General features: G+C 48.3%; 13 protein-coding genes. 10 read left to right on the top strand and 3 right to left on the bottom strand.

All coding sequences use genetic code 11. The annotated features are described in order from the left end of the window. Window positions 1-67 precede the first annotated feature (67 nt). The gene (locus HP567_RS24045; RefSeq protein WP_173610896.1) at window positions 68-3,385 is read left to right on the top strand and encodes a collagenase; all 3,318 of its coding nucleotides are present in this window, start codon (window positions 68-70) and stop codon (window positions 3,383-3,385) included. A 146-nt stretch (window positions 3,386-3,531) separates the two neighbouring features. Here the strand turns inward: HP567_RS24045 and HP567_RS24040 are convergent, their stop codons facing one another. Then, on the bottom strand, window positions 3,532-4,956 hold the full coding sequence (locus HP567_RS24040; RefSeq protein WP_173610897.1) for a L,D-transpeptidase family protein: 1,425 nt from the start codon (window positions 4,954-4,956) through the stop codon (window positions 3,532-3,534). Between the two features lie 96 nt (window positions 4,957-5,052). Here HP567_RS24040 and HP567_RS24035 point away from each other — a divergent pair, with 96 nt between their 5' ends. From HP567_RS24035 to HP567_RS24000, 8 genes are all read left to right on the top strand, one after another. Next, window positions 5,053-5,763: an AAA family ATPase gene (locus tag HP567_RS24035; RefSeq protein WP_173610898.1), complete on the top strand. Its 711-nt coding sequence runs from the start codon at window positions 5,053-5,055 to the stop codon at window positions 5,761-5,763. Window positions 5,764-5,888: 125 nt separating this feature from the next. Next, entirely contained in the window at window positions 5,889-6,413 is a 525-nt protein-coding gene (locus HP567_RS24030) for an RNA polymerase sigma factor SigX (protein ID WP_217367222.1), read from the top strand. Then, a complete protein-coding gene (locus tag HP567_RS24025) occupies window positions 6,410-7,585 on the top strand; it encodes an anti-sigma factor family protein (RefSeq protein WP_173610900.1) in 1,176 nt (391 codons plus the stop codon). The genes HP567_RS24030 and HP567_RS24025 overlap by 4 nt, the downstream gene beginning before the upstream one ends. A 90-nt stretch (window positions 7,586-7,675) precedes the next feature. Then, window positions 7,676-8,638, top strand: coding sequence for an ABC transporter ATP-binding protein (locus HP567_RS24020; protein WP_173610901.1), 963 nt, complete (start codon window positions 7,676-7,678; stop codon window positions 8,636-8,638). Then, window positions 8,610-9,476: an ABC transporter permease subunit gene (locus tag HP567_RS24015; RefSeq protein WP_173610902.1), complete on the top strand. Its 867-nt coding sequence runs from the start codon at window positions 8,610-8,612 to the stop codon at window positions 9,474-9,476. The genes HP567_RS24020 and HP567_RS24015 overlap by 29 nt, the downstream gene beginning before the upstream one ends. Before the next feature lie 244 nt (window positions 9,477-9,720). Continuing rightward, window positions 9,721-11,031 (top strand): CitMHS family transporter, encoded by a 1,311-nt coding sequence (locus HP567_RS24010; protein ID WP_173610903.1) that lies wholly within the window; start codon window positions 9,721-9,723, stop codon window positions 11,029-11,031. A gap of 98 nt (window positions 11,032-11,129) precedes the next feature. Further along, complete coding sequence (locus tag HP567_RS24005) at window positions 11,130-12,761, top strand: ATP-binding protein (RefSeq protein ID WP_441299785.1); 1,632 nt, start codon at window positions 11,130-11,132, stop codon at window positions 12,759-12,761. Next, complete coding sequence (locus HP567_RS24000) at window positions 12,739-13,437, top strand: DUF977 family protein (protein ID WP_173610905.1); 699 nt, start codon at window positions 12,739-12,741, stop codon at window positions 13,435-13,437. Before HP567_RS24005 ends, HP567_RS24000 begins: the two co-directional genes overlap by 23 nt. Window positions 13,438-13,797: 360 nt before the next feature. On the opposite strand, the gene trmB is transcribed toward HP567_RS24000, so the two are convergent. After that, window positions 13,798-14,442 carry a tRNA (guanosine(46)-N7)-methyltransferase TrmB gene (trmB, locus tag HP567_RS23995; protein WP_173610906.1) on the bottom strand — a complete coding sequence of 215 codons (645 nt, stop codon included), beginning with the start codon at window positions 14,440-14,442 and terminating at the stop codon, window positions 13,798-13,800. A 449-nt stretch (window positions 14,443-14,891) separates the two neighbouring features. Between trmB and HP567_RS23990 the strand changes: the two genes are divergently transcribed. Then, on the top strand, window positions 14,892-15,392 hold the full coding sequence (locus HP567_RS23990; RefSeq protein ID WP_173610907.1) for a C40 family peptidase: 501 nt from the start codon (window positions 14,892-14,894) through the stop codon (window positions 15,390-15,392). 146 nt (window positions 15,393-15,538) lie between these two features. On the opposite strand, the gene ilvD is transcribed toward HP567_RS23990, so the two are convergent. Next, window positions 15,539-17,215, bottom strand: coding sequence for a dihydroxy-acid dehydratase (gene ilvD / locus HP567_RS23985; protein ID WP_015892520.1), 1,677 nt, complete (start codon window positions 17,213-17,215; stop codon window positions 15,539-15,541). Window positions 17,216-17,309: the final 94 nt, after the last annotated feature.

Below are 17,309 nucleotides of genomic sequence, written 5' to 3'. Positions count from 1 at the left end.
TTGGCACCATAATTGCAATTTTAACAGCGTGTACGTTATTTCATTCCAAAAGGAGGTTTGCTCATTCATGAGGAAAAAGCGTCACACGGTACACACAAGCCGCATGATGGCTGGTGTCCTTCTCTCGACATCATTTCTATTGGGGACGGTTGGTACCCCTGCCCAAGCCTTGGCGGTCAAGGATTACACGAGTGCGATTGGAAGGGATGCGCATCAAAACGTTCCGCCCTCTGGGAAATATGCGGGGAGAAAGCTGGACCCAGTCACCTCGTTTCAGCATCAATCCAGTGACAAATCAGAAGAATATCCGCATCCAGTGGAGCCGACCTGGAGTGTGGAGGAGCAAGATTCTTCTAGCGAACAGCAGTGGAGCATAAAGGCAAATGCCGAAAAGTACGCGATGTCCGATTTGAACAAACTCAGTTATGACGAGTTAGTCAAAGTACTGGTGACGGTCAGCTGGGAGCAGATTCCTGAATTATTCGACTTTACCCCTGATTCGTATGCTTTTTACAACGATCGGCAGCGCGTTCAGGCCATCATTGACGCATTGCAAGTGAGAGGTACGCAATACTCCGGCAGCGATTCCAAAGGAATTGACACCTTGGTTGAAGTTCTTCGCTCTGGATATTACCTTGGCTACTACCATCAGGAATTATCCTATCTCAATCAGAGAAGCGAGCATCAAAAAGTGTTCCCTGCTCTTCAAGCCATTGCAGACAATCCGAATTTCAAATTAGGGACAGATGCTCAAAATGAGGTGGTAGGTGCATTTGGTGGACTCATCGGAAACACTTTTGTAAACGCTTCCCTCGTGGAGAAAGCTGCCCCGATCATCCGTCAATACGAGGAACAAATGGATACTTTCATTACGCAGCGGAGTGCTGGTGATGCTGTATTCCGTATCATGAGCCAGTTTAGCTATATTCTAATGTGGAAAGTGGATGAACCAACGAAGAAGCAGGAGTTTTACGGCAAAATCGATTCGTATCTGAACGAGTTGGGAAAACTCGCCTTGCATGGCGATACGGATGAGGCAAAAGAATGGGTCCTCGACAATGGATTTTATCATAGTGCGTATTTGGGAGAATACCATTCCAATCCGAATAAGGGGAATGAGGTCCTCACAGAAGCGTTAGAGCTTTATCCGTATGTGGGACTTCAGTATATGCAAGCAGCGAAGCTGATCCAGACGGTCTATGGAGGAAAAGACGCGCAGGGAAGAGACATCCAGTTCAACAAGATTCGTGAGGATGCCATGGAAAAGTATTTGCCCAAAGAATACACATTTGATGACGGAAGCATCGTCATGAAAACAGGCGGAGATGTCACGGAAGAAAAAGTGAAACGGTTGTATTGGGCGGCAAAAGAGGTCAAAGCGCAGTTTCATCGGATGGTAGGACGAGATGAACCGATGGAAGAAGGGAACCCCGACGATATTTTGACCATTGTCCTTTACAATAGTCCTTCAGAGTACAAGATGAACAACCCCCTGTATGGCTATGAAACGGACAACGGGGGCATGTATATCGAGGGAAAAGGAACTTTCTTCACCTACGAACGAACACCGCAGCAGAGCACGTACACACTGGAAGAATTGTTCCGCCATGAATTTACGCACTATTTGCAAGGGCGCTATGCCATACCTGGCTTGTGGAATGAGGGGCCGATTTACAGAGACGAGAGACTGTCGTGGTTTGAAGAAGGAGGAGCGGAACTCTTTGCAGGCTCCACGCGAACAACGGGTGTTCTGCCTCGAAAATCCATGGTCAACAATCTCATTCGCTTTGGGCAAAATAATTGGTATACGGCGTCTCAAACTTTGCACGCACGCTATGGCTCGTGGGACTTTTATACGTATTCATACGCCCTGCAGTATCACATGATGAAAGAGGACTGGAACAAGCTGGACGATATCATGGATTACATAGAGGCCAATAACGTGGATGGTTATGACCAGTTAATCCGTACGCTCAGCAATGATTCAGAGCTAAATCGGGATTACCATCGAACAATGGAATCATTGGTAGACAGCTATCCCGATCTGACTGTACCGCTGGTATCCGATGATTATCTGGTCGCGCCAGACCCCAAAGCAAATGCAGAAATCTTTGGGGAAATTGAAGAGGTTACTGGATTGCAAAATGTGTCTACAAACAAGTACGATTCAGCGTTCTTCCAAACCTTTACGTTAACAGGCACGTACACGGGTACGCAGGCACAAGGGGAGAAGCGAGACTGGGAAACGATGAGTCGCATGACAGACGAGTTTCTAACTACACTTACTTCCCAGCCATGGAACGGCTACAAAACCGTAACGGCCTACTTTACCAACTATAGAGTAAATGCATCCAATCAGTTTGAATATGATGTCACGTTCCATGGGGTTCTTCCAGAACAGGGAGATGGTGAGAACCAGCCGCCTGTTATTGTCATGAACGGACCATCAAAAGCGGCCGTAAACGAGGAGGTTGCATTCAGCAGTAACGGAAGCTCCGATCCGGATGGAAGCATCGTATCCTATTTGTGGGAATTTGGAGACGGCACAAGCAGCAGTGATGCCAATCCTACGCATGTCTACGAAAATCAGGGAGAATATACCGTGAAACTGCGAGTAACGGATGACAAAGGAGCGGTTACTGCGAAATCGATGACGATCACAATCGAGGAGCAGGGTGGAGAAATCGGGGAAAAGGAACAAGAGCCAAACAACAGCTTTTCAGAGGCAAATCCGTTGAAAAGCAATGTGGAGTTGAGTGGTCAAACAAGCAAACAAGATGACAAGGACATTTTTGCCTTGAAGGTATTGGGTAATGGAACGGTGAAAATCAACGTAACGAGCGAGCATGATACTGGTTTGAACTGGGTCGTTCACCACGAGGATGATCTGAATCATTATTTCGCTTACCCCAAAACTTCAGGAAAAACGCTTTCCGGTGAGTTTGAAGCAACTCCGGGTACCTACTATTTATCCGTGTACAACTTTAACGGTGAAACCATTCCATACAAAGTAACCGCGGAATTGCCGGAAGAAGAATCAGAACCAATCGAAACGGAGCCGAACAATTCATTCGATGACGCAAATGCACTACATTTGGGCGAAGAGATAAGTGGTCAAACTGATCGTACAGATGACAAGGATACGTACATCATTCAGGTTGAAGAGGAAGGGGTCGTTCAAGTTACGGTAAGTAGCGAGAAGGACGAAGGCTTGAACTGGGTGGTGTTCCATGAAGATGATCTCGAAACGTATTTCGCCTACCCCAAAAATGCAGGTAAGAAACTGACGGGAGAATTTGAGGCAAAACCAGGGAAATATTACTTGTTAGTCTATAACACTAACTACACAAAGATTCCGTACAAAGTTATCGTGAACGCAGGGTAATCCCCCATTCATAGGAAGAAAAGCCCTTTCTACCCCCTTTTTAAAAAGGGATAGAAGGGCTTTTTTTCGTTTGATAAGCGTCTGTTAAAAATCAGTGCGTAACGCTATGACGTTCCACACGTCTTTTCTTTACGAAGCCTAAGGAATCAATGGAGCCAATTGTAAATGACTTGTGGAGTCTCTTCCTCAGGACCAGCCGGGAGAACGAATGGTACAGGATTGTTCCAAGGCTGGGCAGGGGACGGTGCATTGGAGATCATGAATTCTGTCCCCAAGGAAACAAAGCTGTACAACTCCTCGACAGCGGCATTGTACAAGCGAACACATCCGAGCGAAACGGATGAGCCGATGCTCTCGGGATGGTTTGTCCCGTGGAGGGCGTACCCGTTCTCCTGAAAGACCATGCCCCTCGTTCCATAAATATTGTCATGTCCGCGCGGCTGATTGATTTTTTGTTGAATGGTATAGTAGCCTTCGGGTGTAGAACCGTTTTTGCCTATGGCAACGGGATAGCTGCGTACCAGATGGGAACCGCTGATGAGCTTCATCGTATGTGTCGAGGTAGACAAGTGAAGCTGTAACGGTTCGAAAGGCGCCACTGGCTCCGGATAGCCGGGAAGCGGCAGCACATTGCGCAAGCTGTCCCATGCGGACTCTGGCAAGAAGGCTTTGGGATGATACGGATAGCTTTTTAACAAAAGTCTCTTCGGCGGTACTGGAACTTGCGGCAAATAATTGCCTGGATATGCGCCAGCCAGATCAGACAGCTGGGCAGGCAATGTACCGGTTTGCTGATAGTAGCGATACAAGGCGTTTCGCAAAATCAGTACATGCTGGAGGGTTAGCTGCTCATCTATGAGTTCTGCCTTTACTGTGGCAAGTGTCGGTTCTCGTTCCAACTGCACAGGTTTATCCCACCATTTTTCACTGAGAACAGTTCGACTCGTCGGATTGTAACGCAAGATGCCTCGGACTTCACGTGGCTGATAAAACAGCAAGGGACGGAACAACGGCGAACCAGGTACTTCCGGGACAACCATCACCGAAAAAGGCTGCGTCAGAGCAGGGCGCCGAGACTCTACATACCGCCGGACCTGTTCAGATAGCTCACGGGCACTGAGTGTAGGAGGGACTGCAATGACCTCTACATGTGGCTGCGTTTGCCCAGATGTCGGTACGGGCTGTTTAGCAGCCTGCGGCGTTGTCTTGGAAGACGCATCTCGCAACGGTCCGGGAGAAAAAGCGAATTGAAAATAGAGAAACAAGAGTGAAGCCAAGAGTAAACGCGTTCGATTGCCCAAGGAATTTCGTTGTCGCTCCCGCAGCAGTCGTTGATAAGCGTCACGCGTCTCGTTGTAATACGAGCCTTGCTTGGATACCAGGCCACGCCTGTACGCTTCGAGAGCCTGTTCCCGGTTTCCTTGTGCTTCTCGTTCTTGGCCAAGGTGAAACCAGCCGATGGCTTCGTTTGGATACTGCGTCGTATACCACCGGTAAAAAGCGAGGTCGCTCTGATCCGGATATTTCATATGAAATGTACTTTTTTCCTGAAGAAAGGAAACCTTGTCCACGGATACTTCTCCCCCAAATAAATGAGCGTTCAAAAAGGCGCCCTTATAAGGATGTATCGGCGGGAGTCGGGAAAATAATGAGAGTGGAGGTCAAAAATGGTTTATTTACGAACGATCAAGCTGCTGCGGGAGAAATTTCCCAACATGAAAGAATATCCGTTTCACTTGCCGTCCTTGCGCAAGCTGGAAGAGATTGAGCTTGCTAGCAGCGTCACTTTTTTTGTAGGAGAGAATGGCTCGGGTAAATCGACCTTATTGGAATCAATTGCCTATCAATGCGGTTTTAACACAGCTGGAGGATCGCGTCACAACTATTATGAGGTGCATCGCTCGGAGGCGATTCTGGGTGACTACATACGTCTTTCCTGGCTGCCTAAAATAACGAATGGTTTTTTCCTGCGAGCGGAGAGCTTCTATCAGTTTGCCAGCCATATCGATGAGATGGGCCCGAAAAGCTTTCAACATTACGGCGGACGCTCGCTGCATGAGCAGTCGCACGGAGAATCTTTTTTCTCGTTGTTTGCCAATCGCTTCAACGGCAGGGGAATCTACCTGCTGGATGAGCCTGAGGCTGCTCTCTCACCGAAGCGTCAAATCGCTTTTTTGTACTTGATGCGCGATTTGGTGGAAGAAGGAGCACAATTTATCATTGCGTCGCACTCGCCGATTCTATTGGGCTATCCCGGAGCAACTATCCTCAATTTTGATGAATCGCCGGTACAAGAGGTGAATTATCGCGATACGGAGCACTATCAATTGACGCGCCGTTTCCTGGAGAAGCCCGATCTATTTTTAGATGAAAAATAATTTTCATTCTTCCTGTCACAAAAAACGGCTTGGCGGTTTCTATTAGATGAACGAAGCAGTAGGGGCATTCGTCAATAGCGCACGCGGGAAGGAGGAATCCAGTGGAGGTGCAAGCAAACCTGGTGATGAACCATGCTCGAGTAGAGGATCATACAGATTCCTTTCAAGAATTGTTTACGACGTATTATCCGTTTGTAGTCCGACAGATCATGCGAATTGTGAAAGATCAACAAACTGCAGAAGATATTGCGCAGGATGTATTTCTCTCCTTTTACCATACCGATCGCACAGGGATCGAACATATTCCGGCATGGCTGTCCAAGTCCGCGCTCTACGCAGCGTACAATTATCTTCGTTCAGAAAAACGCAGGTACGCAAGACAAGAGCGAAGTGCATCCGAGCAAGAACACGTCAGCCCTTCGTCAGAAGAGATGTGGCTTGCAAAAGAGTCCCAGAGTATCGTCCGCGATGTGCTAGAGGAGCTAGACGAGCGGGAACGAACCTTGCTGGTCATGAAATATTCCGGATTTCCTTATGCGGAGTTGGCGAAAGCGACTGGCACGCAGATCAGCTCGGTGGGAACACTCCTCGCGAGAGCGAAAAGTAAATTTCGTACCATATATGGCCGGATGAGGGGGGAAGAGGAATGAAATGTGCCGATACAGGCTTTATCCAGGCGTTCTTGGATGGGGAATGCAGCTCAAAAGAAAGTAAGCAATTCCTGCTTCATCTGGAGTACTGTGAAACCTGCCGCACACGTTTTGACGAACTGTCCGCGTTGGATAGCTGGACTGGTGAGAAGATGGAGCATGCTTTTTCCGAGAGAAACAATGTGAAGGTCAATACGGAAGCAGCGTGGCAGCGATTTTCGCAATCTATCGAAAAAACGACTGACACATATGTACGAGAGCGACAAATGACAACCAATCGAGCAACAATCAGAAGGAGCTGGAATCAGATGAATAAGCAAACAAAAAGATGGGTGACAGGTGCTTCGGCAGCAGCAGTATTGGCTGTGTCCCTGTCTTTCCCACAAGTACAAGCAGCAGCGAACGATTTTCTGTCCATTTTCCGTATGGATAAAGTAGAGTTCGTCAAAGTGACGCAAGAAGATATGCAAGAGCTGGAACAATGGATCGCTAACGGCAATGTGGGCGAGATGGAGCTGAACGGGATCGGGAAAATCTGGATTGATGAAAACGATCAAGAGAAGCTCGAACAAAGAAACCAGTATTATAACAGCAAAGAAGCTGCTGTAAAGGCTGGAGTGAAGCTGCCTGCGCTACCGAAAGATGTTACGGTGGATAGCGTAGATGTCAATTCTCCTTACACCATGCACATGGAAATCGATGCCGATCGTGCAAACAAGCTACTGGGGCAATTACAGGTAGAGGCGCGCTTTGATGAAAAGCTGAGTGGAAAACGCTTTTCCTTGAAAATCCCACAGATGCAGAACGTGAGGATGGCCGCAGGAAAAGAAAGCTATGGCTACTCTGTCATGGATGCTCCTGAGCTAAGCGCACCAGAGGGAGTCGATCTGGCACAGCTTCGCGAGACAATCTTGGCCCTGCCGTTCATTCCGGATCAAGTGAAAAAGCAGATGATTAGCATCGAAGACTGGCAGCATACCCTCCCTGTGCCATACATGGCAGACGGCGAGAGCAAGATGAAGGAAGTTAAAGTGAACGGTCAAAACGGAATGCTGATCACAGGTAAATACAATTCGCATCTGATGTGGCAGCAGGATGGACAAATTCACATGCTGGAAGGCAGCGAAAAGAACGCTGACGGGCTGTTGGATTTTGCAAATCAACTGAAATAAGTAAACAAATAGTAGGATATTGGCAGAGTTTTCCTGGAAAAGGAGGGCTCTGCTTTGTCCCGTTTTGCGATGGAGAAAGTGAGGTAAACGATGTCAGATTATGTGATAGAGACCTGGGAATTGACCAAGCAATATAACGGTAAAGCCGGCTGCAAAAATATTACGCTACAAGTACCACGCGGCTCCGTATTTGGTTTCCTCGGTCAAAATGGAGCGGGTAAAAGTACCTTTGTCAGGACGATGCTCGGGCTATTGCACCCAACGAATGGCAAAGCGGTCATGCTTGGGCAGCCGATTGGCAGTGTCGAATCGCGAAAAAAGGTAGGGTACTTGCCAGAGCTGTTTCGCTATCCTGATTGGTTGACGGGCCAGCAGCTCCTAGAGCATCATGCTGAGTTGTGCGGATTAACATATCGTGAGAGCAAATCCGTGATAAAAAATGTCGTTGAGCTGGTCGGAATGGCTGGACGAGAGCGTGAACGCATCCGGGGCTATTCCAAAGGCATGCAGCAGCGTATCGGGATTGCCTGCGCCCTCTTATCCGATCCAGAGCTGATCTTCCTCGATGAGCCGACCTCCGCACTGGACCCAATCGGGCGGAAAGAAGTGCGTGAGCTGATCGCGCGGCTGCGTGACCAAGGAAAGACGATTTTTCTCAACAGTCATCTACTGAGTGAAATGGAGAGCGTGTGCAACTACGTCGGGATCATTCACCGCAGTGAGTTGGTCGTACATGGCGACTGGCGCAAGCTGAGCAGCGTCCAACCACAAATTGAATTGACAGTGGACAAGGGTAGCGCAGGCTTTCAGAACGAGCTTCCTTCCTTTGTCACAGAGAGTCGTCTCGTAAGACAAGAGAAAGACCGTGATACATGGTTAATGACGATGGATCAGGACAATCGGGTACCCGCTCTGTTGCAACAATTGGTTGCATCCGGGGCTGGAGTACATGAAGTCGTGCGCAAGCAACAATCACTGGAAGACGTATTCCTGTATTGGGTGCAGAGAAAGGAGGGAGAACGACATGTGGCCGATCATCAAAATCACGTATAGAGAAATGATCTCCAAGCGTATTTTCACGATTACGCTGATCATGTCGCTGGCCTTCCTGCTGCTGTTTGGGCTTGCCACAGGCTATGCGGTCAAGGAAATGAAGGAATCGTTCGGGGGCGCAGGTACAGAAGCTTTGCTGCAAAAAAACTTCTTTTCCACGCAGCTCTTGGGGATGGGCTTGTACTTTGGTTCCGTCATTACGGCACTCTTGGCGATTTTGAGCAGTGTCGGGAGTATTGCATCTGAAATCGAGAGCCACCAAATCGACACGTGGCTGGCTCGCGCCCTTCCTCGCTACAAATATTTATTGGGGAAATTTTTCGGGTTGGCAAGTATGTTGGGGCTATACGCACTCCTGATGTTCCTCGGACTTTTGGCGATCAACCAATGGGTGGGCGGCGGTGCGTTGGCTGTTCAGGTAGGAGGAGACCAAATCCTGAAAGCAGCCGCTTTCTTCGTAAGTATGCCGATCATTCTTGTTTGTGTAGCCATGCTCTTGAGTAGTATGACTACAACAGTAACGGGCGGTATTATCCTAATCATTCTGTACGGGATCAGCTTTATTGGTGGCTTTATCGAGCAGCTTGGTGTTGCATTTAGCAACAGCTCACTCACGAACATCGGGATTATTTCCAGTCTGGTTTTTCCAACCGATTCGTTATTCAGGCAAACGACGCTCTCGCTATTTGATACAGCTGACGATCCGTTGTCCTTCGCTTCGCAAGGTATTTTCGGTACGACTTCACCTCCGAGTACTGCCATGCTCATCTACACCATTCTCTATGGCGTCGTAGCGTTAGGGCTGTCCATTCGGGTGTTTCAAAAGCGAGATGTATAAGAAAGACGAGAGAACGGCTAATTCGGCCGTTCTTTTTCTTTTCTCCCTTGCATGGCCGATCACCATATGCGCATTTCGTGATTTTTATGATGTTAATAGAGGAAATGCGGTTAAAACAGTTTATGCGCATATTCTATTCGGATTTTTACGAACATTGTTATAATGACAGCACAATATGAAAGCGCATTCGTCATGGTTGCTACAACATCATTGTAAGCGCATTCTTGCAAGGGGGAACTAGCGTATGTTGGCATTACTTGGATTTCTCATGGTAGCCGTTTTCATGTACCTGATTATGTCGAGACGGCTTTCGGCATTGGTTGCTTTGATTGTCGTTCCTGTTGTTTTTGCGTTGATTAGCGGATTTGGTACAGAAATTGGCGACATGATGCTTGCAGGCATCAAGAAAATTGCGCCGACGGGAATTATGCTGTTGTTCGCCATCTTGTACTTTGGAGTCATGATGGATGCAGGTCTGTTTGATCCATTAATCAAGAAAATCGTGAAAATGGTGAAGGGTGACCCACTGAAGGTGATTGTAGGTACAGCGATCCTCGCTACCTTGGTGGCGCTGGATGGTGATGGAACTACTACTTATATGATTACGGTTACAGCGATGCTGCCTTTGTACCGCAAGCTGGGAATTAGACCGATGATTCTGGCAGTCATGCCGATGCTCGCACTCGGTGTCATGAACATGACGCCTTGGGGTGGACCGACAGCACGTGTCATGAGTGTACTTCATATGGATGTTTCCGAGATTTTCGTCCCTGTTATTCCTGTAATGATTGGCGGAATTGCGTGGGTGATGATCGTAGCCTGTATTCTGGGCAAACAAGAGCGTAAGCGTCTGGGGATTATGGAGATACCAGATGAAGATTTGCAATCGCTTGCAGGACAAGAAGAAGTGGCGGCGACAGATGAGACTGCTGCACTGAAACGTCCGCGCCTGATCTGGTTCAATCTGTTGTTGACCGCAGCCCTGATGGTCGGTCTGATTACGAGCTTCTTGCCACTGCCGACGATGTTCATGCTCGCTTTTGCCATTGCCCTGTTTGTGAACTATCCGAAAATGCAAGATCAGAAAGAGCGAATTGCAGCCCATGCTGCTAACGCACTGGCTACCGTGTCCATGGTTTTCGCTGCGGGAATCTTTACAGGCATCCTGACTGAAACGAAAATGATCGATGCGATGGCGAGTACACTCGTTTCCTGGATTCCAGATTCACTTGGTTCCCATATGCCTCTACTCGTAGCGCTGACAAGCATGCCATTCACGTATTTCATGTCGAATGATGCGTATTACTTCGGGATCGTTCCAATCTTGGCAAATGCAGCAGCCGCTTACGGAATCGATCCGGCGGAAATTGGTCGCGCTTCCATCTTGGGTCAGCCGCTGCATGTACTCAGCCCGTTGTTTGCAGCACAGTACCTGTTGATCGGAATGGTTGGAGTCGATTATGCGGAAACCCAAAAGTTCGTCCTGAAATGGGCGTTTGGAACATCGATGGTGATGATTGCGCTTGCTCTTCTTACCGGAGTCATCTCATTCTGATCAACGAAAAGAAGGAAGAAAAAAAGAGGCCTGCTCATGGCCTCTTTTTTCGTCATCGGGCGAAATGAGATACAATGAGAAGAAGAGGAGGGAACGATGTGCGTTTTCACAGCAAGCTGATGTTGATTATTTGCTCGCTCCTTTTTGGTGTGATTGTCATACTCGGTACGATGTTTGAACAGATGCTGGCGGGCGTATTAGAGCATGAGATCGGGACGCGAGCACTGCACACCGCCAAGACCGTCGCGCAGATGTCCGAGATCAAACAGGCGTTTGACACAGAAGATCCCGCCAAGATTATCAATCCAATCGTGGAAAAAATACGCGTGGACACGAATGCGGCTTTTATCACCGTAGGAAATTTGCAAAGCATCCGCTACTCACATCCCGATCCAGAGCAGATTGGCAAAAAGATGGTGGGAGGCGACAATGAGGCAGTATTTGAGGGACAATCCATCATCTCTGAGACAGTCGGTTCGCTTGGTCCTGGGCTGAGAGGAAAAACACCGATCTATGATGAGGAAGGAAAAGTGATGGGGGTCGTTTCTGTCGGCTTCTTGTTTGAGGATATAAATGAAACAATCGAATCGTATCGCAATCGAATCGTTGTCATCGGCATCATCATCATGCTTCTGGGTGTGGTGGCTACGCTCATTCTTTCACAAAATGTAAAGAAAGCGATATTTGGTTTGGAGCCAGAACAAATCGGGCGATTGTATCAGGAAAATCAAGCGGTGCTGGAATCGATTCGCGAAGGTATTGTGGCAGTCAATAAGGATGGGGCGATCACGCTGGCGAATCAGACCGCTCTCCACATGCTCGGGCAAGCGAAGGATAAAGACAGGATCATGGACAAACAGGACGAGCTGGTTCGTTCGCTTGGTCTTCATGAGGTGATTGAGACAGGGAAAGCCGAATTTGACCGCGAAACGAATGTGGACGAGCATGTATTAGTCGTGAACCGGGTCCCGATTATGGATAAGGAGCGCCATGTAATGGGTGCTGTAGCGAGTTTTCGCAATCGGTCCGAGCTGTTCGAGGTCACACAGGAGCTGTCACGAGTGAAGGAGTATGCGGAAGTCCTTCGTTCCCAGACGCACGAGTATTCCAACAAACTGCATCTCATATCAGGACTCATCCAGCTTGAATCGTATCAGGAAGCCATTGAAACGATCTCTTCCGAGTTGAATGTGCATGTCCACAATACGAAGTTTATTATGCAAGAAGTTCCCGACCCGCTGATAGGTGGCTTGTTGCTTGGGAAGCTGAATCAAGCCAACGAACGCAAAGTGGAATTGAAAATAGATCCAGAAAGCAACTTCCGTGACATTCCTGCCTCGATTGATCGCTCACAGCTGATTGTCATTCTCGGCAATTTGATAGATAATGCGATGGACGCTGTAAAAGCTCGAGATGCATTTGCTCCAGAAATCACGATCTTTTTGCTTAACATGGAAGAGGTCTTGCTTATAGAGGTAGAGGACCGGGGGCCAGGCATCTCCGAAGAAAATGCCGAACGAATCTTTGAGCTGGGCTTCTCTACCAAACAACATCCGAATCATGGCTACGGTCTGCACTTGGTCAAACAAGCTGTTTTACATGTACACGGCAATATTACGCATACGGGTAATCCGGTAGGCGGAACGATTTTTACTGTGACGATACCAAAGGATGCACGCACGGCAGAACGGAAGGAGGCCGTACTAGATGATACGGGTACTCATTATTGAAGACGACCTGAGAATCGCAGAGGTAAACCGACGCTTCGTGGAAAAAGTAGAGGGGTACGAGGTGATTGGCATTGCCACGAATGGGCAAGAGGCCAAGGACCAAATGGAAATTTTACATCCCGACCTCGTTTTACTCGACATTTATTTTCCGGATATGGACGGCCTCGATTTTTTGTCGATCATAAAGGAGCAGTTCCCTACAACGGATGTCATCATGCTGACAGCCGCCAAAGAAGTAGATGCGGTTGTAGAGGCGATCCGCTATGGCGTATTCGATTTTATTACCAAGCCACTTATCTTTGCACGCTTGCAACAAACGTTGCGGAATTATCAGGAGTTCAGGCAAAAGGTGAGTGATTGGAAAAAAGACACCGATCAAATCAGCCAAGCCCAAATCGATGAGCTTATTTCCCGGACTGGGCAAAAGAAGACAACCGAGACAAGGGCAGTCAAAGGAATTGATCAAATCACGCTGGACAAAATTTCAGGCTTTCTCATGCAGACCCAGGAGGCCACGACAGATTTGGTCAGTAAAGAAACAGGCATTAGCCGTTCAACAGCAAGGCGATACCTCGAATATCTGGTAGCCAAAGGAGACGCCATCGCAGACCTTTCGTACGGAGTCGTCGGACGTCCAGAGCGCGTATACAAGAGCGTCGGGCGGCAAAAAGAATAATAAACCCTCCGCGCAGTCAAGTAGTTTCAAAGCTTACTTGAGAGCGTAGAGGGTCTTTTTTTATGCATATTAAGATTTCTGTTAAGCATTAAAATGTTCCGACGAACCAACAAAAGCTGGTGAGAAGAAAAAGCGCAGGGCTCGCAGACCTTGACAACGCCTACCCAGTCGGAACTTCCAAAAGGGGACCACGCTTGTCGAACACTTCTTCCTTGAGAAACTTCCGCCCGTAGGGTGGCTTTGGCTCGACGGTCCCCTTTTGGAAGTGGAGACGGACATTCAATCCCCCTTGCGGGCGTGTCAGAGTCGAAGAGATCTGTGCTTTTTCTTCTCCTCCTCTATGTTGACTCAAACCCGGTTCTACTTAATCACACAGCTCGCTTCCACCCGATAAATACGCTGCCCACGAGAAGAAAAGCGCTCCTCGTACTCCGTCATCACATTATCCGCCGCCAGCTTGGACTGGTGAAGGTCAAAAGTGATATTGCGCATCTGGAAGCGTTCCCCAGCGAATTGGTTGAGTGAAAACTCAAAAAGGTTCTCGTTGTCTGTCTTCATATGAATCTCACCGTCTGCCACAAGCACCTGACGATAGGTGTTCAAGAAGCTTTTGTAAGTAAGACGGCGTTTCGCATGACGAGTTTTTGGCCACGGATCACTAAAGTTCAAATAGATGCGAGAAATTTCGTGATCGGCAAACAAGTCGGTCAACTTGGAAGCGTCGTATTGGACAAAGGCCAGATTCGGAACAGCTTTGTACTCTGTACGCTGAACAGCGCGCAGAACAACCTCCGCTTTCAGTTCAACCGCAATGAAATTGATGTCAGGGTGACGCTCGGCCAATGTATTAATGAAACGTCCTTTTCCACAGCCGATCTCCACATGAATCGGATTGTTATTCCCGAAGCGTTCCTTCCAGTTTCCTTTATAGGAAAGGGGATTGTCTACGAACGTCGGATATTCTCTCAGGGCCGCTTCGGCACCTGGAATGTTACGCAGTCGCATATGTGCCTCCTTCAAAACGAACTCCTATCTACTTTACGATGACTCCCTGCTAGTTGCAAGTAGAGAGAGAAGAAAGGGAAGCGAGATTCCAGAGGCAGATTACGTGAAAAAGGAGGGAAAAGGGGTTTTTTGTAAATGGAACTAGGACGAAAGTCGCATGGAGTGTGGATTTGGACAAATGGCAGCTGGATAAAATTTGCCAATTTGGGAGGGACATTATGGCAGGAAAATAGACTGAAAATTTGAGGAATGCCCGTCAAATCAAGCGCGAAGGCGTCAAGCGGTAATCGTATCCAGTTGGAAAAATAGTTTTTGGTAAGTTTTTGGTAATTTCATAGAGTGTGAGCTTTGGTAAAGTAGAGAACAAGTGAGAGGTCAGCCAAACTTTGCATAAAATGGTCCCTAGTTGAGCAGGGATCTTTTTCAAAAGAAAAGGGAGGATGAACAGCATGAAATTACATAAAACCCTCATAGGAATCGTAATGGGAGCAGTATTGGGAATCACATCGATGGTCGCTCCACTGCCAGGCAAGCAAAATGTAGCCGAGGCAGCGTGGACGCAATCCAAGGCGGACAAGGTCATTGCCACGGGAAGAAAGTATATGGGTACACCTTATAAATTCGGTGCGAGCAGCAATACCACAGCCGTTTTTGATTGCTCTTCCTTTACAAAGCGCGTATTTAAAGTCGCAGTCGGCAAGAGCTTGCCACGCACTTCTCGCGATCAAGCCAAGGTAGGAACAAGTGTGTCCAAGTCGAACCTGAAAAAAGGAGACCTGGTGTTCTTCAAGGCGAGTAAAACGACGACGTCCAAACGGATCACACACGTGGCGATCTATGCAGGTAACAACAAACTCCTTCATACATATGGAAAACCAGGAGTGACGTATTCGACCTTTAAGGGAACGTCCTGGGAGAAGCGCTTTGTTTCGGCGCGGCGAGTCTTGTAATCTACTCGTCTGGCTCTCTACTTACTAATACGTCTGGCAGCGCAATTTGTTGCGAGAATCGAGGAATGCAAATCTTGTAAAAAAAGCCCTTGTCTTGTGGAGTCTCCCACAAAGACAAGGGCTTTGGTCTGTATGCTAGCAGTGTGCTAGATTTTCAAAATACCACCCATGCTCGCATTCGTTACCAGCTTGGAGTAACGAGCCAAATAGCCTGTTTTTACCTTCGGCTCGAATTCTTTCCAGCCTTCTTTGCGGCGAGCCAGCTCGGCTTCATCCACGAGCAGTTGCATCGTGCGCTCCTCGAGATCAATCGAGATGATATCTCCGTCCTGTACGAAGGCAATTGGACCGCCTTCTGCGGCTTCAGGAGACACGTGACCAATACTGATCCCGCGAGAAGCTCCGGAGAAGCGTCCGTCTGTAACGAGCGCGACTTCTTTACCGAGACCCATACCCACGATTTGCGAGGTAGGAGCCAGCATTTCCGGCATACCTGGGCCGCCCTTAGGACCTTCATAGCGGATGACGACAACATGACCGGATTTGATTTTGCCAGCAGCGATTCCTGCCAGAGCCTCCTCTTGGGAGTCAAAGCAGATAGCTGGACCTTCGTGCTTTTTAATAGAAGGATCGACACCACCTGTTTTGATGATCGAGCCTTGCTCTGCCAGGTTGCCGAACAGAACAGCGAGACCGCCGGAAGCGCTGTACGGATTGTCTAGGCGACGAATGACTTGATCGTTTTTGATTTCGGCGTCAGCGATGTTTTCGCCAAGGGTTTTGCCCGTGACGGTGATACGGTCTGGATGGATCGCGCCTGCTTTTTTCGCGATTTCTTTCAGAACCGCTGATACGCCGCCTGCCTCGTGGCAATCCTCGATATGATAGTCGGAGGAAGGAGCCAGCTTGCAAATATGTGGAATGCGCTTCGCTACTTCGTTGATGCGCTCGATTGGGTATTCGATGCCTGCTTCTTGTGCGATAGCCAGAGTATGGAGAACCGTATTGGTTGAACCACCCATCGCCATGTCGAGTGCGAATGCATCGTCGATTGCCTCAAGTGTCACGATGTCGCGTGGCTTAATGTCGCGTTCAATCAGATTTTTCAGTTTTTCAGCAGATGCTTGTACCAGCTCGCGACGTTCAGGCGAGACAGCGAGTACGGTACCGTTGCCAGGGAGAGCCAAACCAATGGCTTCGAGCAAACAGTTCATCGAGTTTGCTGTAAACATACCGGAACAGGAACCGCAAGTCGGGCATCCATATTGCTCCAGTTCTTCGAGTTGCTGGTCGTTGATCAAGCCTGCTTGGTGAGCTCCGACACCCTCGAATACGGAGGAAAGCGAGATGGAGCGGCCATCACTCGTTTTTCCGGCTTTCATAGGACCACCGGTTACAAAGACGGTTGGAATGTTGACACGAAGCGCACCCATGATCATCCCAGGAGTGATCTTGTCACAATTTGGAATACAGATCATGCCATCAAACCAGTGAGCAGCGACAACGGTTTCCAAGCTGTCTGCAATAATCTCACGGCTAGGGAGGGAATAGCGCATCCCGATATGTCCCATAGCGATTCCGTCGTCAACACCAATCGTATTGAATTCAAATGGTACCATGCCAGCAGCACGAACGGCTTCCTTGACCAGTTTTCCAAACTCCTGCAAGTGCACGTGACCCGGAATAATGTCGATGTACGAGTTGCAAATGGCGATAAACGGTTTATCGAAATCCTCATCCTTTACACCTGCTGCACGAAGCAAGCTGCGGTGTGGTGCGCGGTCGAATCCTTTTTTGATCATATCACTTCGTTGTCTGGCCAATTTGAAAAACTCCCTTCCAATACGGATCATGCCTGTCTTATGTTTTGAACTATCTTATCAATTTTTAATTACAGAAACAACCGTAAAAGTCTGA

Source organism: Brevibacillus sp. M2.1A, from assembly GCF_013284355.2.
In the GTDB taxonomy this organism is placed as follows: Bacteria; Bacillota; Bacilli; order Brevibacillales; family Brevibacillaceae; genus Brevibacillus.
The sequence above is the reverse complement of the archived record's forward strand: the minus strand, read 5'-3'. Positions and strand labels throughout refer to the sequence as shown.

Bases quoted from the DNA above. Each gene is read 5' to 3' on its own strand.
- HP567_RS24045 (WP_173610896.1), top strand. From the start codon at position 68: ATGAGGAAAAAGCGTCACACGGTACACACAAGCCGCATGATGGCTGGT.
- HP567_RS24035 (WP_173610898.1), top strand. From the start codon at position 5,053: ATGGTTTATTTACGAACGATCAAGCTGCTGCGGGAGAAATTTCCCAAC.
- HP567_RS24030 (WP_217367222.1), top strand. From the start codon at position 5,889: ATGAACCATGCTCGAGTAGAGGATCATACAGATTCCTTTCAAGAATTG.
- HP567_RS24025 (WP_173610900.1), top strand. From the start codon at position 6,410: ATGAAATGTGCCGATACAGGCTTTATCCAGGCGTTCTTGGATGGGGAA.
- HP567_RS24020 (WP_173610901.1), top strand. From the start codon at position 7,676: ATGTCAGATTATGTGATAGAGACCTGGGAATTGACCAAGCAATATAAC.
- HP567_RS24015 (WP_173610902.1), top strand. From the start codon at position 8,610: ATGTGGCCGATCATCAAAATCACGTATAGAGAAATGATCTCCAAGCGT.
- HP567_RS24010 (WP_173610903.1), top strand. From the start codon at position 9,721: ATGTTGGCATTACTTGGATTTCTCATGGTAGCCGTTTTCATGTACCTG.
- HP567_RS24000 (WP_173610905.1), top strand. From the start codon at position 12,739: ATGATACGGGTACTCATTATTGAAGACGACCTGAGAATCGCAGAGGTA.
- trmB (WP_173610906.1), bottom strand. From the start codon at position 14,442: ATGCGACTGCGTAACATTCCAGGTGCCGAAGCGGCCCTGAGAGAATAT.
- HP567_RS23990 (WP_173610907.1), top strand. From the start codon at position 14,892: ATGAAATTACATAAAACCCTCATAGGAATCGTAATGGGAGCAGTATTG.